The 20,694-nt window shown below is 67.8% G+C and carries 21 protein-coding genes; 6 read left to right on the top strand and 15 right to left on the bottom strand.

Features of this window, described 5'->3' with window-relative positions:
- The 3 genes from CXY81_RS03660 to CXY81_RS03650 form a co-directional block, all read right to left on the bottom strand.
- Nucleotides 1–528 carry a cation:proton antiporter regulatory subunit gene (locus CXY81_RS03660; RefSeq protein ID WP_104100916.1) on the bottom strand — a complete coding sequence of 176 codons (528 nt, stop codon included), beginning with the start codon at nt 526–528 and terminating at the stop codon, nt 1–3.
- Nucleotides 529–1,117: 589 nt separating this feature from the next.
- A complete protein-coding gene (locus CXY81_RS03655) occupies nt 1,118–2,848 on the bottom strand; it encodes a glycerol-3-phosphate dehydrogenase/oxidase (protein ID WP_104171793.1) in 1,731 nt (576 codons plus the stop codon).
- An 87-nt stretch (nt 2,849–2,935) separates the two neighbouring features.
- Nucleotides 2,936–4,054, bottom strand: coding sequence for a GuaB3 family IMP dehydrogenase-related protein (locus CXY81_RS03650; protein ID WP_104194007.1), 1,119 nt, complete (start codon nt 4,052–4,054; stop codon nt 2,936–2,938).
- Nucleotides 4,055–4,117: 63 nt separating this feature from the next.
- Here CXY81_RS03650 and CXY81_RS03645 point away from each other — a divergent pair, with 63 nt between their 5' ends.
- Nucleotides 4,118–5,260: a MalY/PatB family protein gene (locus CXY81_RS03645; RefSeq protein ID WP_104194006.1), complete on the top strand. Its 1,143-nt coding sequence runs from the start codon at nt 4,118–4,120 to the stop codon at nt 5,258–5,260.
- A 16-nt stretch (nt 5,261–5,276) separates the two neighbouring features.
- Here CXY81_RS03645 and guaB read toward each other — a convergent pair whose 3' ends face one another.
- The gene (gene guaB / locus CXY81_RS03640) at nt 5,277–6,779 is read right to left on the bottom strand and encodes an IMP dehydrogenase (protein WP_104194005.1); all 1,503 of its coding nucleotides are present in this window, start codon (nt 6,777–6,779) and stop codon (nt 5,277–5,279) included.
- A 277-nt stretch (nt 6,780–7,056) separates the two neighbouring features.
- On the opposite strand from guaB, the gene CXY81_RS03635 reads away from it, so the two are divergent.
- From CXY81_RS03635 to CXY81_RS03620, 4 genes are read left to right on the top strand one after another with little or no spacing between them, the layout of a single operon-like run.
- Entirely contained in the window at nt 7,057–8,334 is a 1,278-nt protein-coding gene (locus tag CXY81_RS03635) for a branched-chain amino acid ABC transporter permease (RefSeq protein WP_104194004.1), read from the top strand.
- Between the two features lie 14 nt (nt 8,335–8,348).
- On the top strand, nt 8,349–9,329 hold the full coding sequence (locus CXY81_RS03630) for a branched-chain amino acid ABC transporter permease (protein WP_104194024.1): 981 nt from the start codon (nt 8,349–8,351) through the stop codon (nt 9,327–9,329).
- A complete protein-coding gene (locus CXY81_RS03625) occupies nt 9,319–10,233 on the top strand; it encodes an ABC transporter ATP-binding protein (RefSeq protein WP_104194003.1) in 915 nt (304 codons plus the stop codon). The genes CXY81_RS03630 and CXY81_RS03625 overlap by 11 nt, the downstream gene beginning before the upstream one ends.
- Nucleotides 10,230–11,000: an ABC transporter ATP-binding protein gene (locus CXY81_RS03620; RefSeq protein WP_104171787.1), complete on the top strand. Its 771-nt coding sequence runs from the start codon at nt 10,230–10,232 to the stop codon at nt 10,998–11,000. The genes CXY81_RS03625 and CXY81_RS03620 overlap by 4 nt, the downstream gene beginning before the upstream one ends.
- A gap of 217 nt (nt 11,001–11,217) precedes the next feature.
- Here the strand turns inward: CXY81_RS03620 and CXY81_RS03615 are convergent, their stop codons facing one another.
- From CXY81_RS03615 to groES, 4 genes are all read right to left on the bottom strand, one after another.
- The gene (locus tag CXY81_RS03615; protein WP_104194002.1) at nt 11,218–12,513 is read right to left on the bottom strand and encodes an ABC transporter substrate-binding protein; all 1,296 of its coding nucleotides are present in this window, start codon (nt 12,511–12,513) and stop codon (nt 11,218–11,220) included.
- Nucleotides 12,514–12,638: 125 nt separating this feature from the next.
- Complete coding sequence (locus tag CXY81_RS03610) at nt 12,639–13,370, bottom strand: ABC transporter substrate-binding protein (RefSeq protein WP_104171785.1); 732 nt, start codon at nt 13,368–13,370, stop codon at nt 12,639–12,641.
- 46 nt (nt 13,371–13,416) lie between these two features.
- Nucleotides 13,417–14,346, bottom strand: a complete 930-nt coding sequence (rarD, locus tag CXY81_RS03605) for an EamA family transporter RarD (protein WP_104194023.1) — start codon at nt 14,344–14,346, stop codon at nt 13,417–13,419.
- Nucleotides 14,347–14,447: 101 nt separating this feature from the next.
- Nucleotides 14,448–14,744: a co-chaperone GroES gene (gene groES / locus CXY81_RS03600; RefSeq protein ID WP_066597535.1), complete on the bottom strand. Its 297-nt coding sequence runs from the start codon at nt 14,742–14,744 to the stop codon at nt 14,448–14,450.
- Nucleotides 14,745–14,871: 127 nt separating this feature from the next.
- Here groES and CXY81_RS03595 point away from each other — a divergent pair, with 127 nt between their 5' ends.
- Nucleotides 14,872–16,071 carry a methyltransferase domain-containing protein gene (locus CXY81_RS03595; RefSeq protein WP_104194001.1) on the top strand — a complete coding sequence of 400 codons (1,200 nt, stop codon included), beginning with the start codon at nt 14,872–14,874 and terminating at the stop codon, nt 16,069–16,071.
- Nucleotides 16,072–16,096: 25 nt separating this feature from the next.
- Here the strand turns inward: CXY81_RS03595 and CXY81_RS03590 are convergent, their stop codons facing one another.
- The 7 genes from CXY81_RS03590 to tsaE all read right to left on the bottom strand — a co-directional run bounded on the left by CXY81_RS03590 (nt 16,097) and on the right by tsaE (nt 20,593).
- Complete coding sequence (locus CXY81_RS03590) at nt 16,097–16,504, bottom strand: DUF4190 domain-containing protein (protein ID WP_104194000.1); 408 nt, start codon at nt 16,502–16,504, stop codon at nt 16,097–16,099.
- A gap of 19 nt (nt 16,505–16,523) precedes the next feature.
- Nucleotides 16,524–17,087: a DUF4190 domain-containing protein gene (locus tag CXY81_RS03585; RefSeq protein WP_104171782.1), complete on the bottom strand. Its 564-nt coding sequence runs from the start codon at nt 17,085–17,087 to the stop codon at nt 16,524–16,526.
- Between the two features lie 97 nt (nt 17,088–17,184).
- Nucleotides 17,185–17,553, bottom strand: coding sequence for a DUF4190 domain-containing protein (locus CXY81_RS16305; protein WP_158251994.1), 369 nt, complete (start codon nt 17,551–17,553; stop codon nt 17,185–17,187).
- A gap of 139 nt (nt 17,554–17,692) precedes the next feature.
- Nucleotides 17,693–18,805, bottom strand: coding sequence for a tRNA (adenosine(37)-N6)-threonylcarbamoyltransferase complex transferase subunit TsaD (tsaD, locus tag CXY81_RS03575; RefSeq protein ID WP_104193999.1), 1,113 nt, complete (start codon nt 18,803–18,805; stop codon nt 17,693–17,695).
- A complete protein-coding gene (gene rimI, locus CXY81_RS03570; protein ID WP_104193998.1) occupies nt 18,802–19,314 on the bottom strand; it encodes a ribosomal protein S18-alanine N-acetyltransferase in 513 nt (170 codons plus the stop codon). Before rimI ends, tsaD begins: the two co-directional genes overlap by 4 nt.
- Nucleotides 19,314–19,946, bottom strand: a complete 633-nt coding sequence (tsaB, locus tag CXY81_RS03565; protein ID WP_104193997.1) for a tRNA (adenosine(37)-N6)-threonylcarbamoyltransferase complex dimerization subunit type 1 TsaB — start codon at nt 19,944–19,946, stop codon at nt 19,314–19,316. The genes rimI and tsaB overlap by 1 nt, the downstream gene beginning before the upstream one ends.
- A 155-nt stretch (nt 19,947–20,101) precedes the next feature.
- Entirely contained in the window at nt 20,102–20,593 is a 492-nt protein-coding gene (tsaE, locus tag CXY81_RS03560) for a tRNA (adenosine(37)-N6)-threonylcarbamoyltransferase complex ATPase subunit type 1 TsaE (protein ID WP_233193969.1), read from the bottom strand.
- Between the last annotated feature and the right edge of the window lie 101 nt (nt 20,594–20,694).

Here is a 20,694-nt window from a genome sequence, read left to right as displayed (position 1 = left end):
CTAGCCCCCGGGCGGCGCGTCGACGGACTTGGCCTTAACCTCGCCGGTGCGGAAGAAGGCGAAGGCCTTCGCGACCTTCTCGGGCGAGCCGGCGACGACGAGCGTGTCGCCGGGGAAGACACGGAAGTCGTGGGCGGGCGCCGGGTTCGCGGACTCCCCGCGGACGACGGCCACGACCGTCAGACCGGCTATGCCGCGGTCGGCGGGGTTGCCGAGCGCCTGGCCGGCGATGTGGTCTTCGTAGTCGACGGTGAACCAGTCGATGCTGAGGCCGGGGATCTGGTCGAGCGCGGTGAGCGACTCGGTGATCTGGGTGCCGCCGAGGAGCTCGGCGAGTGTGTGCGCTTCGTCTTCGTTCAGCCGCAGGGACACCTTGGCGGCGTCGGGGCCGCCCTCGTCGTCCGCGAAGGTGATGAGGTCGCTGTGCCCCGAGCGGTGGGCGATGACGCCCACTTTGCCGCCGTCATCCGTGATGAAGGTGTGCAGCACTCCCACCCCGGGAAGTTTGACCCGCCGAACGTCAACCATGGTGCAACTCCTGAGGTTTGTGGGCAGTCAGCCCAGTCTACCGGAGCGAGTTTGCGTGCCTCCCGCCCGCTGTCGCGCCGCCAGCCCCGCGGCCCCGCGGCCCGCCGCCGCGCCGCCGCGCCGCCCACTGCTCTCACCAACTCGACGGAGATTTTGCTCTCGAAGGCGCTGTCGGGCGCTTTCTGCCCCGCACGGGCCAAAATCTCCGTCGAATTGGTACGGGCTGGGGCTGAGTGTCTGGCGGATGCCCGAACCACAAAGGCGCTGCGGCACATCCGCTCGGTGTTGCGGCTAACGCAGGAGATCCGTCCGGCCGGGCCCGGGCACCCGCACGAGTTCCGCTCTGGTCCGTGTCGGGCGGGCAGCCCAGGCGACGGATGTCCTGAGTTGGCCACACGCGTGCGCTCGGACGGCCCAACCAATTCGACGGAGATTTGGCTCTGAACGGCGCTGTCGGGCATTTTTCAGGCCCCACAGGGCAGAATCTCCGTCGAATTCGTTCACGCACCGGCGGGGTGCGGGCGGACAAGCGGAGGCAGGGAGTGGACGCCGGGCGAGGGTGCCGGGCGAGGGTGCCGGCGGGCGGCTCCTATTTCGTAGCGGCGATGTCCGGAGCCTCGAGCCGCACGCGGTCGGCGGACTCGTCGTCGGGCTGCTGCTGCGACGCGCGTTCCGCCGCCACCCGCTTGAGGTAGGTGCCCACTTCGCGCGTCTCCCGGGCTTCGTCCCAGCCGAGCACCCCGGCCATCAGCCGCGCGGCCACGGGCGCCGCCGAGACGCCGCGGTCCCAGGCCTCGATCGAGATGCGAGTGCGGCGAGCCAGCACGTCCTCGAGGTGCAGGGCGCCCATATGCGTGGCCGCGTACACGACCTCCGCCTCGATGTAGTCGTCGGCCCCCGGCAGCGGGTCCGCCAGTGACGGGGTCTTGCGGATCAGATCGAGAAGCTCGTCGGTCAGGGTGCCGTAGCGGTTCAGCAGGTGCTCGACGCGGACGGTGTGCAGGCCGAACGCCCGCGCGATCCGGCCGCGCTTGTTCCAGGCGGCCTGGTAGCCCTCGGCGCCGAGCAGCGGGATCTCCGCCGTGGTGGAGGCCGGGACCCGTTCGTCGAAGGCGTCGACGGCTGCATCGATCGCATCCTTCGCCATCACCCGGTACGTGGTCCACTTTCCGCCCGCGATCACCACCAGGCCGGGCACGGAGTGTCCGACGAGGTGTTCGCGGGACAGCTTCGAGGTGCTCTCCGACTCCCCGGCCAGGAGCGGCCGCAGGCCGGCGTAGACTCCCTCGACGTCCTCCCGGGTCAGCGGCACCCGGAGCACGGCGTTCACGTGTTCGAGCAGGTAGTCAATGTCAGCGGCGGTGGCGGCCGGGTGCGCCTTGTCCAGATGCCAGTCCGTGTCGGTCGTGCCGATCAGCCAGTGTCGTCCCCAGGGGATCACGAACAGGACGCTCTTCTCGGTGCGCAGCAGCAGCCCCATGGCCGACTGGAACCGGTCCCGGGGCACGACCAGGTGGATGCCTTTCGATGCGCGCACCTTGAACGTGCCGCGTTCGCCGACCATGCGCTGCGTGTCGTCGGTCCAGACCCCGGTGGCGTTCACGACCTGCCGGGCCCGCACCTCGAACCGTTCATCGGTCTGCAGGTCGTGGGCGTGCACGCCGACCACCCGCTCACCCACCTTGATGAATCCTTCGACCCGCACCCGGCTGGCCGCGTGCGCCCCGTAGAACGACGCGGTGCGCACGAGCGAGGCCACGTAGAGCGCGTCGTCGACCTGCCCGTCGTAGTACGTGATGCCGCCGACGATCGTGTCGGTGTTCAGACTGGGCAGAAGCCCCTTCACCTGCCGCTTGGACAGGTGGCGGTGGTGCGGCACACCGGGGGCGCGCCCGCCGGTATACGAAAACAGGTCGTAGAGGAGCATGCCGGCGCCCACGTAGAAGCGCTCGGTGACGCGCTTCCTGAGCGGGTACAGGAACCGCACCGGCTTCACCAGGTGCGGGGCGATGCGCTGCAGGAGCAGGCCACGCTCCGTCAGAGCCTCGCGCACCAACCGGAAGTCGGCCTGTTCCAGGTAGCGGATGCCGCCGTGCACCAGCTTGGACGACCGGCTCGACGTTCCCGACGCCCAGTCCCTGGCCTCGAGGATTCCCACGCTCAGGCCGCGGGTGACCGCGTCCAGGGCGGCTCCGGTGCCGACGATGCCGCCGCCGACCACGAGGATGTCGAGCTCTTTGCCCTTCAGCCGTTCGAGGGCCGCAGCTCGTTCCTCCGGACCCAGTTTCGTGGATCGCGACGCCGAATTACCTGATGCCATGTGCTCACTCCCATTCCAGATGGTGTGGTGCTTACCTGACGCTAATTCATACCGACGCTAGTTCACTCGGTGCGGCGCGACAACCGTCTAATTCCCCCGGTACGGGGCGACGACCACATCGACGCGCTGGAATTCCTTCAGGTCGGAGTAACCGGTGGTCGCCATCGACCGGCGCAGCGCGCCGACGAGGTTCGCGGTGCCGTCGGCGATCGGCGTCGGGCCGTACAGGATGGTCTCGAGCGGCGCCAGGGCGCCCACCTCGACCCGCTTGCCGCGGGGCAGCTTCGAGTGGTGCACCTCGGCACCCCAGTGGAAGCCGCCGCCGGGGGCATCCGTCGCCCGGGCCAGCGCGGTGCCGAGCATGACGGCGTCGGCGCCGCAGGCGATGGCCTTGACGATGTCGCCGGAGGTGTTGAGGCCGCCGTCAGCGATGACGTGCACGTAGCGTCCACCGGACTCGTCCATGTAGTCCCGGCGGGCACCGGCGACATCGGCCACGGCCGTGGCCATGGGCGCGTGGATGCCGAGGGAGGCGCGCGTGGTCGAGGCCGCGCCGCCGCCGAAGCCGACGAGCACGCCGGCCGCACCCGTGCGCATGAGGTGCAGGGCCGCGGTGTAGGTCGCCGCCCCGCCCACGATCACGGGTACGTCGAGTTCGTAGATGAACTTCTTGAGGTTGAGGGGTTCCTGGTTCTGCGAGACGTGCTCGGCAGAAACGGTGGTTCCGCGGATGACGAACAGGTCGACGCCGGCGGCGACGACGGTCTCGTACAATTCCTGCGTGCGCTGCGGCGACAGGGCGCCGGCCACAGTCACGCCGGCCGCGCGGATCTCCGCGAGGCGGGCGGTGACGAGCTCGGGCTTGATCGGCTCGGAGTACATCTCCTGCATGCGCGCGGTGGCCCGGTCGGCGGGCAACTCGCGGATCTCGGCGAGGAGCGGCTCGGGGTTGTCATAGCGGGTCCAGAGGCCCTCGAGGTCGAGCACGCCCACGCCGCCGAGCTGACCCATCATGATGGCCGTCTGCGGGGACACCACGGAGTCCATCGGCGCCGCGAGGAACGGGATCGAGAATTGATACGCGTCGATGGTCCAGTCGACCGACACATCCTCCGGGTCGCGGGTGCGCCGGCTGGGCACAATCGCGATGTCGTCGAAGGCGTACACGCGGCGGGCGCGCTTGGAGCGGCCGATCTCGATTTCCATGATTTTAGTTTAGGTGCCGCGGCGCTCCTCGACGACGGATGCCGCGGGGTGCATCCTGAGGTGATGGACGTCACCGCCGACCCTCTCTCCCTCCTGCGCGAGCGCACCAGCATGAAATGGCGCAGTTTTCCCGCCGATGTGCTGCCGCTCTTCGTCGCCGAGTCCGACTTTCCGCTCGCCGAACCCATCCGGGACGCGTTGACAGCGGCGGTGCGGCGCAGCGACACCGGGTATGTCGCACCGGTCAACGGGCTTGGCGCGGCCTTCGCGGGATTCGCCGGTCGCCGCTGGGGCTGGCAGGTCGACCCGGAGCAGGTGACCACCACGACGGATGTCAGCGTGGCCATCGTGGAGACCCTGCGAATGCTGATCAGGCCCGGCGACCGGGTTGTGATCACTCCCCCGGTCTACCCGCCGTTCTTCGACCTCGTGCCCGAGGCCGGCGGGGTGCCGCACGCCGTGCCACTCCTCGCCGGTCAGACCGGCTGGACCCTCGACCTGAACGGCCTCGAGCGCGCCTTCCAATCGGGCGTGCGCTGCGTGCTGCTCTGCAACCCGCACAACCCGATCGGGCATCCGCACACCGTCCAGGACCTCACGGCGCTGTCCGGGCTCGCCGCCCACTACGGCGTCACGGTCGTCAGCGACGAGGTCCACGCCCCGCTGACCTACACCGACGCCGCTTTCACGCCCTACCTCACCGTCTCCACCGAGGCCGCCGACCACGGCGTCTGCGTGACGAGCGCGAGCAAGGCCTGGAACCTGGCCGGCCTCAAATGCGCGCTTCTCGTCACCGCCGGCGAACGGATGCGCGCCGAGCTCGCCGCCCTGCCCCAGGAGGTGTCTTGGCGCACAAGCCAGTTCGGGCTGATCGCCGGCATCGCGGCGTTCCGCGACGGGGAGCCGTGGCTGGACGGGGTGATCGCGGCCCTCGACGACAATCGGCGCGAGCTCGCCGCGCTGCTCGACGCGCAACTGCCCGGGGTCGGCTACCGGCAGCCAGGGGCCGGCTACCTGGCCTGGCTTGACCTGCGGAGCCTCGGCTGGGGTGACGACCCGGCGCTGGTCGCACTCGAGCAGGCCCGGGTCGCGCTCAGCCCCGGCCCGATGTTCGGCGAACCGGGCCGGGGCTTCGCGCGTCTCAACTTCGGGTGTTCACCTGAGGTGCTCGCGGAAGCGGTCTCCCGGCTGGCCGCGGCCGCCTAGTCGCCCTCGAGTACGGTCAGCGGCGGTAGTTGGGCGCCTCGACCACGATCTGCACGTCGTGCGGGTGCGACTCCTTGAGCCCGGCGGACGTGATCCGAACGAACTTACCCTTCTGTTTGAGCTCGTCGATCGTGCGCGCGCCCACGTAGAACATGGACTGGCGCAGGCCGCCGATCAGCTGGTAGGCCACGGCGGACACCGGTCCGCGATACGGGACCTGGCCCTCGATGCCTTCCGGGATGAGTTTGTCGTCGGAGGGGACATCCGACTGGAAGTAGCGGTCCTTGGAGTAGGAGGTCTTCGTGCCGCGGCTCTGCAGCGCGCCGAGCGAGCCCATGCCGCGGTAGGTCTTGAACTGCTTGCCGTTGACGAAGACGAGCTCGCCGGGGCTCTCGTCACAGCCGGCGAGCAGGGAGCCGAGCATGACGGTGTCCGCGCCGGCGACCAGCGCCTTGGCGATGTCGCCGGAATACTGCAGCCCGCCGTCGGCGATGACCGGGATGCCGGTCTCCCGGGCCGCGAGCGACGCCTGGTAGACGGCGGTGATCTGCGGCACGCCGACGCCGGCGACGATGCGGGTGGTGCAGATCGAGCCGGGGCCGACCCCGACCTTGATCGCGTCGGCGCCGGCGTCGATGAGGGCCTGGGCGCCGGAGCGGGTGGCCACGTTGCCGCCGATCACGTCGACCCCCTCGAAGGCAGGGTCGGACTTCAGGCGACGGATGATCTCGAGCACCCCGGCGCTGTCGCCGTTGGCGGTGTCGACCACGAGCACGTCGACGCCTGCCTCGAGAAGTGCGGTGGCGCGCTGCCAGGCGTCGCCGAAGAAGCCGATGGCCGCGCCGACGCGCAGTCGTCCGGCATCGTCCTTGGTGGCGAAGGGGTATTCCTCGCTCTTGTCGAAGTCCTTGACCGTGATCAGGCCCGTCAGGCGGCCGTGGTCGTCGACGAGGGGAAGCTTCTCGATCTTGTGGGTGGCGAAGATGGCGACGGCGTCCATCGGGGCCATGCCGACCTTGCCCGTGATCAGCGGTGCCGTCGTCATCACCTCGCGCACCCGGGTCGTGTGCTTTTTGGTGGTGGAGACGAACCGCATGTCCCGGTTTGTGATGATGCCCACGAGCACGCCGTCGGCGTCGACGACGGGAAGACCGCTGATCCGGTACTGCCCGCAGAGGGCGTCGACCTCCGCAACGGTGGCGTCGGGCGAAGTTGTTACCGGATTGGTAATCATGCCGGATTCGCTGCGTTTGACGAGGTCGACCTGCTCGGCCTGGTCCGCGATCGAGAGGTTGCGGTGCAGCACGCCGAGGCCACCCTCACGGGCCATCGCGATGGCCATCCGGGTCTCGGTGACGGTGTCCATCGCGCTGGACAGCAGCGGCGTGGCCACGCTGATCCGGCGCGTCAACCGAGACATTGTCTCGGCTTCACTGGGAATGACGTCGGTGTGCCCCGGAAGAAGAAGGACGTCGTCGTACGTAAGCCCGGTGAAACCGAACGGATCTGGCTGATCCATGAAACCCCTTTTAACAACGCAGGAAAGTGGAGAAAACGCGGCCATCCAACTCGATTACCGGCTTCTCAATGTTAAGCGACGTTGCGCTCTGCGCATTCCTCAGCAGAGAATCTAGGGAGTGTCGGCCGTCGTCGGAACATATGCGACATAATCTTCACTTACTGTCAACAAAGATGTTGGTAGGTGAGACCCGGGGCACGCTCGGTCACAGACCCAACGGTGCCGCCATGGAGGTGCAGTGAATTCCCCTGAAGCTGTTCGCAGATTCTCACCCAGAATGCTGGTGATCTTTCTCGGCCTGCTCTTCGCAGCCCTGACTATGTCCACATTCGCCACCGTCTCGGCCAGTCCGGCTCATGCCGACGAGGTCGGAACCGACGAGTACGAGTTCGTACTCACCGGCAATGTGCAGTTCGACCAGAAACCGCTCGACAATGTGCTGATCACCGTCGAGGGGGCCGGCTATGAAGCATCCGTGGAAACGGGTGCCGACGGCAAGTGGAAGGTCGGCGTGCCCGAGAAGGCCGCCTACACCGTCACCCTCGATGAGGAGACCCTCCCCGAGGGCGTCGTCGTCGCCAAGGGCGGCAGCGTGATCGAGGCGGAATTCGCGCTCACGAAGGTGAAGTCGGTCAACTTCTTCCTCGGTGAGGGCACGCGCACGACGGTGAGCTTCTTCGACCAGTTCATCAATCGGTTCGTCAACGGGCTGAACTTCGGTCTGCTCCTGGCCCTCGCCGCGATCGGACTGTCCCTGATCTTCGGCACCACCGGGCTGAGCAACTTCGCGCATGCGGAGATGATCACCTTCGGCGCGCTGATGTCCCTCCTCTTCTCGGTCACGCTCGGCCTGCCGATCTGGCTGGCGATCATCATCGCCGTCGCGCTGAGCGCGGGCTTCGGCTGGAGTCTGGACGCGGTGATCTGGAAGCCGCTGCGCCGCAAGGGCGTCGGTCTGATCCCACTGATGATCGTGAGCATCGGCCTCTCGCTCGCCCTGCGCTACCTGTTCCAGATCTTCGTCGGCGGCGGAACGAGCCAGCTTCCGGGATCCGGCCTCGCCGACATGCAGCTGGGTCCGATCCGGCTCTCGATGATCGACGTGGCCAGCATGGGCATCAGCATCGTGGTGCTGTTGGCCGTTTCCTACTTCCTGTTGCGCACCCGCATCGGCAAGGCCACCCGCGCGGTCTCCGACAATCCCAGCCTGGCCTCGGCCAGCGGGATCGACGTCGACGGCGTCATCCGGATCGTCTGGGTGCTCGGTGGGGCCCTCGCCGGCCTCAGCGGAATTCTGTGGGCCTACTTCCGCCCGGGCGTCAGCTGGGATATGGGTTTCCAGATCCTGCTGCTCGTCTTCGCGGCCGTGACCCTCGGCGGTCTCGGCACCGCTTTCGGCGCCCTGATCGGTTCGATCATCGTCGGCCTGTTCGTCGAACTGTCGACGCTGTTGCTTCCCTCCGACCTTAAATACGTCGGTGCACTTGTCGTGTTGATCCTGGTGCTGCTGCTTCGGCCGCAAGGCATCCTGGGTCGCAAAGAGAGAATTGGCTAGAAGGGCATCCGATGATCGACTGGGGAGCAATCTTTAGCAACGCAGCCGTCGAGCTGATCAGCCCGACCACCGCCGCCTACGCCCTCGCGGCTCTCGGGCTGGCGATCCACTTCGGATACACCGGCCTCCTGAACTTCGGCCAGGCCGGCTTCATGGCCCTCGGAGCCTACGGGTTCGCCATCTCCACCCTAAGCTTCGGTTTCGCCGTCTGGGGTGCCGTGCTGGTGGGGGTCGGCGCATCCGTCGTTTTCGCCCTGGTCCTGGGCATCCCGACGCTCCGCCTGCGCGCGGACTACCTCGCGATCGTGACGATCGCGGCGGCCGAGATCGTGCGCCTCCTGTTCACGACGAACACGTTCCAGTCCATCACGGGTTCCGCGAACGGCCTGAGCGGCTACAAGGGCGGTTTCGCCGGCCTCAACCCGATCCCGGAGGGGCGCTACGGCTTCGGCCCCTTCGAGTACAACGAGTACGACTGGTGGCTGCGCATCGTGGCCTGGTCGATCGTGGCCCTCGCCTGCCTGTTCACCTGGCAGATCATGCGCAGCCCGTGGGGTCGCGTGATCAAGGGAATCCGTGAAGACGAGGATGCTGTGCGCGCGCTCGGCAAGAACGTCTACTCCTACAAGATGCAGTCTCTGATTCTCGGTGGCGTGTTCGGCACGATCGCCGGAATGATCTTCGTGCTTCCCCGTGCGGTGGTGCCCTCGAATTATCAGACGTCCCTGACGTTCTTCATCTACGCGATCCTCCTGCTCGGCGGCGCGTCGACGATTCTCGGGCCGGTCATCGGCTCGATGGTCTTCTGGGTTCTGCTCTCCTTCTTCTCCGGGTTCATCGCCCGAGCGGTGGAGGCAGGCTGGATCCCGTTCATCACCAGCATCCAGGCCGGCCAGCTGCGCTTCATCCTGGTCGGAGTGGCGATCATGCTTATAGTCATCTTCAGACCGCAAGGCATCTTCGGAAACAAGAAGGAATTGGCCTTTGTCAAATAACACCGTTCCCAGCAACAAGCCGGTCAAGTCGACCGACCTGCACATCGGCGAGGCCGAACCGGGCTGCAAGAAGCGCGACCCGATCCTGGTTGCCGACGGCGTGAGTCGAACCTTCGGCGGGCTCAAGGCCGTCGACGTCGACCACGTCGAGATCCCGCGCGGCGCCATCACGGCGCTGATCGGGCCCAACGGAGCCGGCAAGACCACCCTGTTCAACCTGCTGACGGGCTTCGACAAGCCTGACACCGGGTCGTGGACCTTCGAGGGTCGCCCCCTGTCGGGGATGCCCGCGTTCAAGGTGGCCCGGATGGGCCAGGTGCGCACTTTCCAGCTCACCAAGGCGCTCGGCCTGCTGACCGTCATGGACAACATGCTGCTCGGCGCCAAGGGCCAGGCCGGCGAGAACCTGTTCCGGGCGATCTTCCCCTTCTTCTGGGCCAAGCAGGAGGAGGCGAACAGGGTGCAGGCCCTCGATATCCTCGAACGGTTCAAGCTCGACACCAAGAAGGACGACTACGCCGCCAGCCTCTCCGGCGGGCAGCGCAAGCTGCTCGAGATGGCACGGGCGCTGATGAGCGAGCCGAGCCTGGTGATGCTCGACGAACCGATGGCCGGGGTGAACCCGGCACTGACGCAGTCGCTACTGGACCACATCCTCAACCTGAAGGCGGAGGGCATGACGGTTCTGTTCGTCGAACACGACATGCATATGGTGCGCCACATCGCCGACTGGGTCATCGTGATGGCCGAAGGCCGCGTGGTCGCCGAGGGCGACCCGCACGAGGTGATGCGTAACCCCGCCGTGATCGACGCCTACCTGGGTCAGCACCACGACGAGGACCTCGGCGAGGATCCGGCCGCCGAAACAGAACATGTGGAAGCCATTAAGGAGTTGCTCGATTGACGAACACCAGCCCTGCCGCCGCGCCGGCTTACACGCCCACCGGGCAGCCCGTCGTCGAGGTCAAGACGGTGACGGCCGGCTACCTGCCGGGCGTCAACATCCTCAACGCCTGCTCCCTGACCGCCTACGACGGCGAGCTGATCGGGATCATCGGCCCGAACGGCGCCGGCAAGTCCACGCTGCTCAAGTCGATCTTCGGCCAGGTCAAGGTTCGGGAGGGTGAGATCCTGCTTCGCGGCGAGAACATCACCAACCTCAAGGCGAACAAGCTCGTGGCCAAGGGTGTCGGTTTCGTGCCGCAGACGAACAACGTCTTTCCCACGCTCACGATCCAGGAGAACCTGGAGATGGGCATGTTCCTGAAGCCGAAAGGCCTGACCGAACGCCTCGAGTTCGTCACGGAGATCTTCCCGGAGCTCGGGAAGCGTCTACAGCAGCGCGCCGGATCGCTGTCCGGCGGGGAACGCCAGATGGTGGCCATGTCGCGGGCGCTGATGATGGGCCCGCACGTACTGCTGCTCGACGAGCCGAGCGCAGGCCTCTCCCCCGTGCGCCAGGATGAGGCGTTCCTGCGTGTCAAGGAGATCAACAAGGCCGGCGTGACCACGATCATGGTGGAGCAGAATGCGCGCCGGTGCCTGCAGATCTGCGACCGCGGTTACGTGCTCGACCAGGGCCGTGACGCCTACACGGGCACCGGCCGCGAGCTGCTGAACGATCCCAAGGTGATCGGCCTCTACCTCGGCACCCTCGGCCAGGACGACTAGCCGGAGCCGCCCGCACCGACTGCACGCCCCGCACGACGAAGCGGCGCCCGAGATCTTCGGGCGCCGCTTCCGTGTGTCCGGTGCTCCGTGTCCGGTGACGCCGCTCGTGTCCGGGAGGGGCATCACCGGGTGACGGCCGTCACCGGGCGCACGAAGAAGGGCCCCGACCGAAGTCGGGGCCCTTCCAGATCGGATGCTGGTCAGCGACGAATCGTGACTAGTTGATGCGCTTGTACGTGTTGTCTTCGAGGTACTCGTAGACGCCGATGGTTGCCTCGGTCGGGTCGCCGTTCTCATCGAACGTCACCGGGCCGGAGAAGCCGTCGTAGTCGACCTGGTCGCCGGCCGCGAGGGCCTTAGCCGCCGCGGTGAAGTCGGAGACCGTGGTGCCGTCGCCGGTTCCCCCAGAGACCTGGCGGAGGTGCTTGGAGATGGCCTCACCCGAGACGTCGTTGGCCGCGTAGGCAGCCAGCGCGACGAGCATGACGGCGTCGTAAGACTCTGCCGCGTAGCTGAAGTCGGTCAGGGTGGGGTCGATCTCCTTGAGACGATCGGTGAAGTCGCCGAGGGTTCCCACGTCGAGGCCGGGCAGCGTGCCCTTGGCACCGGTGATGATGCCGGCGTCGAAGTCCTTGCTGTAGTCGGACAGGTTGCCGTCCACGAAGTACAGGTTGCCACCGGGGTAGCCGGAGCCGACCAGTGCGGGGGTGATGACCTTGGCCTGGTCGAACGTGATCAGGGCGATCGCGTCGGGGTTGGCGGCAGTCACTTCGGAGATCTGAGCGGCGAAGTTGGAGTCACCCTCGTTGAACAGGGACGTGGCGACGACCTCGCCGCCCGCAGCCTCAAAGGCGGTCGTGGTGGACTCGGCCAGGCCGGTGCCGTACGAGTCGTTGAGCACGATCAGGCCGAGGGTGCTGTTGCCGTCGTCGGCGATCTGGGTGCCCAGGACTTCACCCTGCAGCAGGTCGGACGGGGCGGTGCGCCAGTAGAGGTCCTTGTCGGCGTACTTCGTGAAGTCCGCCGAGGTGTTGGCCGGGGAGAACTGCACGACGCCCGCGCCGGTGATCTGGTCGATCACGGTCTTGGAGACGCCGGAGGATGCCGCGCCGATGATGGCGGAAACCTTCTGCGAGAGAAGGTCGGTCACCGAACCGGTCGCGGTGTCCGTCGTGGTGTCGCCGGAGTCACGGAAGATGGCCTCAACGGTCAAGCCGAGGTTCGCGTCGTTGATGTCCTTGACGGCCAGGGCGACGCCGGCTTCTTCGGGCGGGCCGAGGAAGGCCAGGGCACCACTCTGGGGAAGGATGGTGCCGATCTTCAGGGTCAGGTCGCGGTCGCCGGCCGTGATGGCCTGGGCGTCTCCGCTCGCGGCGGGGGCTTCCGATGCAGCCGGCTCAGCGGTGTTGCTGCTGCAGCCGGTGAGCAGAAGTGCACTGACGCCCACCAGGGCGACTCCAGTGACGACTGCCCGAACTGAACGGGAGGCCGAGGCCTTCGCGAATACGCTCATGTTGCTCCTTGGGACTAGGAATGAGAAATGACAGCGGTCGATTGACTGCCGTTCTGTCACATTATTGACAGGAATCGCGCGAAACAAGAAAACCGTGTTACATCCGTGTAACGCAGACCAAATCGTTACGATCGGCGGCCGGTGACGCCCTGATAGGCGATCTGTTGCGCATCGGCCAGCGCGGCCGCACATTCTCCCCAGGATGCGCAGGCGAACGCCCCGGTACTGACCTGGTCGAGAGCGGGCCTGATCGACGCCGCACCGTCGTCTCCGGCCCGTGCTGCGGCCAGGGCGCTCAGGACGACTCCGTCATAGGCTTCACCGCCGCCGGCAGTGTCGACCAGCCCTGGATCGAGGGTGCGCAGGCGCGCAGCGAAGCCGTCACTGGCGGCCAGCGGCGTGCCCCCGTTCGCGAAGTCGCCGAGCCACAGCAGTACCACCGGCGCCGCCGCGACGGTGGCGGCCAGATCGCCCGGCATCGGAACGGAGGCGTCCCACAGCACGACGTCGACGCCACGGGCCAACAAGTCGGTCAGCGACGTCGCCGGGTCGACGGCGGAGTCGCGGTGGATGATCTCGATCGGAGTGCCGAGAATGCGGCCCTGCTCGGTGATCTCGCGGGCGGCCAGTTCGGAGCCGGCCACCTGTGCCGCACCACTGGCCGCCGACGGGCCCGTCATGGGGAACAGGGTTCCGAGGCGCACGGTCCCGTCACCGGACGGAGCCAGCACGACGGACGCGGCGGCAGCGGGCTCGACTACGGGCGGCGCGACCTCAGCCCTACATCCGGACAGCAGGAGCACGCAGGCGAGCGCCCCGACGAGGAGGACGGGCAGGGAAGTCGACGCAGTGCGCATCCGGTGTCCTTTCACGTACGAGGTGCGTCCCTGAGCGTAGCGGGGCTCAGACCGGTTCAAGGGACGCACGCCGGGGCGCGCGTCCGGTGAGGACCATGTCGGTCGTGAGAAGGACCAGCGCCACCCAGACCAGTGCGAAACCGACCCAGCGCTCGGGCGGCATGGGCTCGAGCAGCACGAAGACGCCGACCAGGAACTGCAGGATCGGAGCGAAGTACTGGATCAGACCCATGTAGGTCAGAGGCAGGCGCCGGGCCGCGGCGGCGAAGAACAACAGCGGCACGGCGGTCACAACACCTGCTGCCAGCAGCCCCACGGTATGCCAGGTGGACACGCTTCCGAAGGTGAGACCGGAGACGGCGGCCACCACCATCAGCTGCACCACGGCGATGGGTGCGAGCCAGACCGTTTCCAGGGTGAGTCCGGCGACAGCATCGACGTCACGGCCGACCCTTTTCTTGATTAAACCGTAGAATCCGAACGAGAACGCGAGGATGAGTGACACCCACGGCAGCGAGCCGTAGCCGACGGTGAGCACGACGACGGCCCCGAGGCTGATTCCCACGGCTACCCACTGCAGCGGGCGCAGCCGCTCGCGCAGCAGAATGACGCCGAGGAACACGGTCACGATCGGGTTGATGAAGTAGCCGAGGGCTGCCTCGACCACGTGGCCGCTGAGGGCGGCGAAGACGTAGGTCTGCCAGTTGACGAAGATCAGGAGGCCGGCCAGACCCATGGTGAACACGATGCGGGGCCTCCGCAGCAGCGCGAGGAGGGACTTCCACTTGCGCGTGACCGTGATCAGCAATGCGCAGAACACCAGGGAGAAGAGAACCCGCCAGGCCACGATCTCGAAGGCACCACTGGGCGCGAGGAGCAGAAAGTAGAGCGGCAGCGCGCCCCAGAGGGCGTAGGCGAGGACCGCGTAGATCAGTCCCTTGCTCTGCTCCGACCGCGCCGGGCGGGCCGCGCGGATTCTCCCGCGTGAAAGAGGGTCTTGCGCCACAGCGGACCTTTCTTAACGACGAATCCCGGATGGCCAGGGCCATCCGGGATTCTACCGTTAGGTGGGTGTGGCTAGCGAACGACGACTGCGAGCACGTCGCGGGCCGACAGGACGAGGAGGTCCTCACCACCGAACTTGACTTCGGTTCCACCGTACTTGGAGTAGATCACCTTGTCGCCGACGGCGACGTCGAGTGGAATGCGGTTGCCGTTGTCGTCAATGCGGCCGGGGCCGACTGCGACAACTTCGCCCTCCTGGGGCTTTTCCTTGGCGGTGTCAGGAATGACCAGACCTGATGCGGTGGTCTGCTCTGCGTCGACCTGCTTGATGACGATGCGATCCTCGAGCGGCTTGATGGAGACCGACACGGTTGACCTCTTTCTTAGCTAAGACATAGTTAGCAGACTCACAGCGAGAGTGCCAAGACGAGTTTAGGGCGCATCTGGCACTCACGCAACGTGAGTGCCAGATGCGTCGTGTTGATAGGTTTGCACGATGGAACGCTCAGAGCTCGTCGAGCTGTTATCGCCGGGCGGTTTGCGCCTGCTGGACTCGTTGCCGCCGTACGACGCGGCCGCCGACGTCGTGCGGGCGGTGAGCGAACTCCGCAAGGCCGGACACAGCCCCGACCTGGTCACCGCGGTGCTCAGCCAGTCCCGGCTCCGAGCCAGGGCCGTGCCCAAGTTCGGCGAGTTCGCAGGCCGCATGCTGTTTACGGAGGCCGGCCTCGAGCAGGCCACCCGGCTGCGGGTGGCGGCGCTGCACGCCGGCCGCTTCGCGGGCGCGTCCCTGAACCGGGTCGTCGACCTCGGCTGCGGCATCGGAGGCGACGCCATGGCACTGGCCGCCATGGACCTCACGGTGACGGGGGTGGACGCCGACGAGGTGACCGCGACCGTCGCCAGCTACAACCTGGCTCCGTTCGAGAACGCGAGCGTGCTGCACTCGTCCGCGGAAGACGTCGACCTGGCCGGCTTCGACGCCGCCTGGCTCGACCCGGCCCGGCGCACCGCCGGGCACTCCAACACCTCGCGCCTGACCCGGCCGGAGGACTACTCCCCGCACCTCGATTTTGTCTTCGGTCTCAGTGAGCGGATGCCCGTCGGCGTCAAGCTCGGGCCGGGCCACGACCGCGAGCTGATCCCCGCGGAGGCCGAGTCGCAGTGGGTCTCCGTGGACGGCAAGCTCGTGGAGATGGGGCTGTGGTTCGGAGCACTGGCGCGCGCCGGCATCCGTCGTTCCGCCCTGCTGCTCGGCCGGACCGGGATCCACGAACTGACCGCGCCCCACGACAGCACGGATGCCCCGGTGGGAGTGCTGGGCGACTACCTGTACGAGCCGGACGGCGCGATCATCCGTGCCCGTCTGATCGGGGACCTGGCCCGGTCGCTCGACGCGTCGATGCTGAGCGAGGGGATCGCGTACCTCACCTCCGAGACCCTGCAACGCACGCCCTTCGCCACCGCATTCCGGGTGCTCGAGGTGCTGCCGGTCGACGAGAAGAAGCTGCGGCTGGCCCTACAGGAACGCCGCATCGGCACTCTCGAGATCAAGAAACGCGGCGTGGACGTCGACCCGGCCACCCTGCGCACCAGACTGAAGCTCAAGGGCCCCGAGTCGGCGACGCTCGTGCTCACCCGGGCCGTCGGCCACCGGGTGTCTCTGCTGGTGGAGCGGATTCCGCCACTCGACTGAGGCCAGCGGCGAAGGACAGCACGGCTCAGCCGGGCACGACCGTCAGCACCTGTGTGACGATCAACACCCACCCGACCGCGAGGACCAGCCCGGCCAGCCCGGTCCACAGCCCGTAGGCCCACGCGGTGCCAGCACGGCGCTCGGTCACGCGGGCCATCACGGCCAGCACGACCGCGGCCAGGGAGAGCGCCGCACCCCAGACGCCGAAGACCGCGATAAGCAGCCCCAGCAGCCCGAAGACGAGCGATGCGATGGACAGCCCGCCCTGGCCTGCCTGCGCGGTCAGCTCGCTGTCGGTGTAGACGTACGGCACCCATTCGGTAGGGGCTGTGATGGTCGACGCGTAGTCCAGCTCCCCCGGAGCGGGCGCCGGAGGCCGGGTGAGGTCGACCCGGAAGTCATCGTTGCGGGACCAGTCCCGTTCCCCAACCATCCCCGCTGCTATCTTCCGCTCAGTACGACGAGGTGGGGATGGTGGCGAAGAAGACAGACCAGATCACGATACTGACCAGTGCCAGACCGACGCCGATGAACCCCGTGATCAGCCCGGTCAGCCAGAAACCCCTCGCCTGCGGCTCCTTCGACTTACCGAGGAAGCCCAGGACGACCGCGGCGGCGGGGATGAACAGTCCGAGGATGCCACCCACAATCGGGAGGAACACGATCGGCGAGCCGAGCACGCCGATAACGCCGGCGACCAGCGCCAAGATGCTGAGAATCGGCTGCTTCGCGGCGACCGCACCGTTGGGCGACGAATACGCGTCGCCATAGGCAGGCGCCTGGGTCATCGTCGGGGCGACGTAGCCGGGCGGCGGGGTCGCGGCGCCGTAGGCGGGCGGGACGGAGGCCGGCGGGGTCGGGCCGTTGTACGCCGGCGGGGCGGCGGACGCCCCCTGCTCGTCGCGCGGGATATCGGGGACCTGCGGCACGTCAGGCACCTGCGGTACGCCGGGCACCTGGGGCACGTCAGGCACGCGGGGCACGTCAGGGTTGCTGGGGTTGTTGGAATCGCTCATGCGAATTCATTCCTTTCCGGACGACGGGGTGGCGTCGCTGGTTGCATATCGGGTCACGGGTCATCGACGCGCAGGGTTTCTGCCCGTGGCCATCGGGTCAGTTGGTATTGAGCAGGGTCGGGTCGTTCGCGATCGCGATCATCAACGGGATCAGCAGGACGACGGCCAGGAGCTGAGCCGCCAGGCCGGCGTAGCCGACAATGAGGCCGGCAATCGCGAGTCCCCGTCCCTTTTCTCCGGTCTTCCCGATCTGGCTCAGACCGATGTGGCCGGTGATGATGCCGACCAGGGAGATCCCGAGCACCGAGGTCACGAGCGACACGATGGACAGCACGTTGTACTTCTCGGACGGGCCCTGCGGCGCGTAGGACTGGGGGTAGCCCGGCTGGGCGTAGGCCGGAGCGGCCTGCGCCGCCGGCGGCTGGAACATGGGCGGGTTAACCGGCGGCTCGTTGGGGTCGGTCATGTCGATTGCTCCTTCGGGAATGGTGCATCTGGGCTGCCGATCTGGCTCCCAGTCGGACAAGGTGTTGATCGCACGAACAAACGTCGCCTGCCGAAGCCAGAATACCCGTCCGGTGGCGAAATACCGGTGGGAGGGGGTTTCAGACCTGGATCTCGGAGACCGGAAGAGTGGAGTCCGCCCCGAACTCCAGTGACGAAGGCGCATGCCCGGCCATGATCAGCTGCGCCCCGAGGGCCGCGATCATGGCGCCGTTGTCGGTGCAGAGCGACAAAGGCGGGATGCGCAGGGCGATGCCGGCGGCATCCGTGCGCTCCTGGGCCACCTGACGCAGCCGGGCGTTGGCGATCACGCCGCCCCCGAGCAGGAGCCTCGGCACACCGAGGTCGACGCAGGCCGCGACGGCCTTGGTCAGGAGGATGTCGACGACCGCCTCTCGGAAACTGGCGGCCACGTCGGCCAGCGGCACCGGCTCATCCGCGTCGCGTCTCTGCTCGACCCAGCGCGCGACCGAGGTCTTGAGCCCGGAGAACGAGAAGTCGTACCGGTGTTTCGCCATGTCCTTGGTCTGGCTGAGACCGCGGGGGAAACGGATGGCGGCGGGATTGCCTTCCCGCGCGGCCCGGTCGATCTGGGGTCCGCCCGGGTAGGGCAGGCCGAGCAGGCGGGCCACCTTGTCGAAGGCCTCGCCGGCCGCGTCGTCGATGGTCTCGCCGAGCAGTTCGACGTCGGAGACCAGATCGCGCACCAGCAGCAGTGAGGTGTGACCGCCGCTGACGAGGAGTGCAACGGTGGGGTATTCCAGCGGCTTCGTGGAGTCGTCTGCGCCGAGTCGAAGCACATCGGCCCCGACGTGACCGACGAGGTGGTTGACCGCGTAGATCGGTTTGCCGAGCGAGATGGCGAGTGCCTTGGCCGCGCCGACCCCGACCATGAGCGCGCCGGCCAGACCGGGGCCGCAGGTCACGGCCACCGCATCGATGTCCTCCAAACGGATGCCGGCCTCCAGCGCGGCCGCCCGGATCGCCGGAACGAGCTCCTCAAGGTGTGCGCGCGCGGCCACCTCCGGCACGACTCCGCCGTAGCGGGCGTGTTCGTCCATCGACGACGCGATCGTGTTGGAGAGCAGGGTGGTTCCGCGCACGATTCCGATTCCGGTCTCGTCGCAGGAGGTCTCGATGCCGAGCACGAGCGGGTTGGCGCGGTTCTGCGCGGTCATCGCGTTCAGGGTGGTCTGCGCGTTCAGGGCGGTCATTCGGTGGCCTCCAGTGCGGCCTCTGCCGGTGTCATCTGCATCTCGGCGTCAGGCACGTGCAGTCGCATCACGATCGCGTCGACGTTGTCGGGCTGGTAGTAGCCAGGGCGGATGCCCAACTCCTCGAAGCCGAGTCGGCGGTAGAGTTCCTGGGCCGGCGGGTTGTCGGCGCGCACCTCGAGGAACACCTCGCGCACGCCCCGCTTCCGGGCCTCGGCGATCAGGCTGAGCATCAGGGTTCGGCCGAGGCCGTGGCCGCGGGCCTCTTCGATGACCGCGATGGTCTGAATGTCGCCCTCGCTCGCTCCCTGTAGGGCCTGCAGCCCGGCGTAGCCCTCGATCCGGTCGGGCTCATCGGGGGGGAAGGCCACCAGGTAGTAGCAGTTCGGGTTGACCACGTCCTGGGCCATCGCCTCGGCGGACCACGCGTCGTTGACGAAGATACGGGTCTCGAGCGCCATGATGGCGTCCACATCGGCGGCTCGGGCGCGCCGCAGCTGCCACATCATCAACTCACCCGTTTCGGGCCGTTGGACACGGTGACATCCGGCGAGCGCAGGTAGAGCGCCGTGTCGGCGGCGAACGGGCGCTGGTGGGCCCACATCAGCTCGGCAACCTGCCCCAGCTCCCCGGCGGACACGGCGACCGCGTCGAAGCGGGGCACCCCAGCGTGCGCCCAGTCGGGCTCCCGCAGCACGGCCGGCCGGGCCACGCCAGGACCGTCGACCCGGATCGGGAGACCCACGGCATCCGCCCCGCTGTACACGGACCAGTTCACCTCGCGGCGACGGGCGTCGGTGACGACGACGAGCGGGCCGGTGTGGCCGTCCTGGTAGCGGGCGAAGGCGAGCGCATCGTGGCTGACGACGGGCACGAAGGGCACCCCGGCGCCCAGCGCGAAGACCCGCGCGGCGGCGATGCCCACACGGAGACCGGTGAAGGGGCCGGGACCCATGCCGCCGACCACCGCGGAGAGGCCGCTGATCGGCACGGCCGCGTCGCTGAGGCAGTCGGCGATCAGGCGGCCGACCACCTCGGCGTGGCGCATAGTGTCGTCGGTGGCGTGTTCGGCGATGACGCCTCGGGCGAGATCCACGACCGCGACGCTCGTTCCGGCGGAAGTATCGATGGCGAGAAGCACCTCACCAGCCTATTCGCTGTGTCCGATGCGCTGTGCCGCCGATGCGCTGTGCCGCCGATGCGCTGTGCCGCCGATCCTGCTCCGCCAAGCCTGCTCGTCGGCCGCCCTGAACGAATTCGACGGAGATTTTGGGCTCTGGAGCCGGATCGGGCCCACTATGGGCCTGTAGGAGCAAAATCTCCGTCGAATTCGTTCGGCCAGCGGGGGCCGTGCGGGGTGACCGTGACCGTGCGCGGCTCGTCGAGGTCGAGCACCTCGGCCTCGTCGGCGACGACGGATGCGGCCGCCTGCGAGGCCCCGACGGGCCGTTCGATCTCGATATCGAGCCAGGAGTCGGCGATACCGTTGAGCATCCCGCGACCCCACTCGACCACGACGATCGACCGAACGAAATCGATGTCGAGGTCATCCAGCTCGAGGGCGCTTCCGAGCCGGTAGGCGTCGACGTGCACGAGCGGGGGTCCGCCGATCGTGCTGGGGTGGGTGCGGGCCAGCACGAAGGTGGGGCTGGTGACCGAGCCGCGCACCTGCAGACCCTCCCCAAGGCCGCGGGTGAAGGTCGTCTTTCCGGCGCCGAGGGGCCCGGTCAGCACGATCAGGTCGCCGGCCTGCAGCAGCCCCGCGACCGTGCGGCCGAACTCGTGCATGCTGTCGGCGTCAGGGATGACGGCGCGCATCAGCGCGAACCGCCCCCGGGCCGAACGCCGCCGCCGGGCCGAACGCCGCCGCCGGGCCGAACGCCGCCGCC

The sequence above is a fragment of the Cryobacterium sp. M25 genome (genome assembly GCF_002929635.1).
GTDB classification, from domain to species: domain Bacteria; phylum Actinomycetota; class Actinomycetes; order Actinomycetales; family Microbacteriaceae; genus Cryobacterium; species Cryobacterium sandaracinum.
The sequence above is the reverse complement of the archived record's forward strand: the minus strand, read 5'-3'. Positions and strand labels throughout refer to the sequence as shown.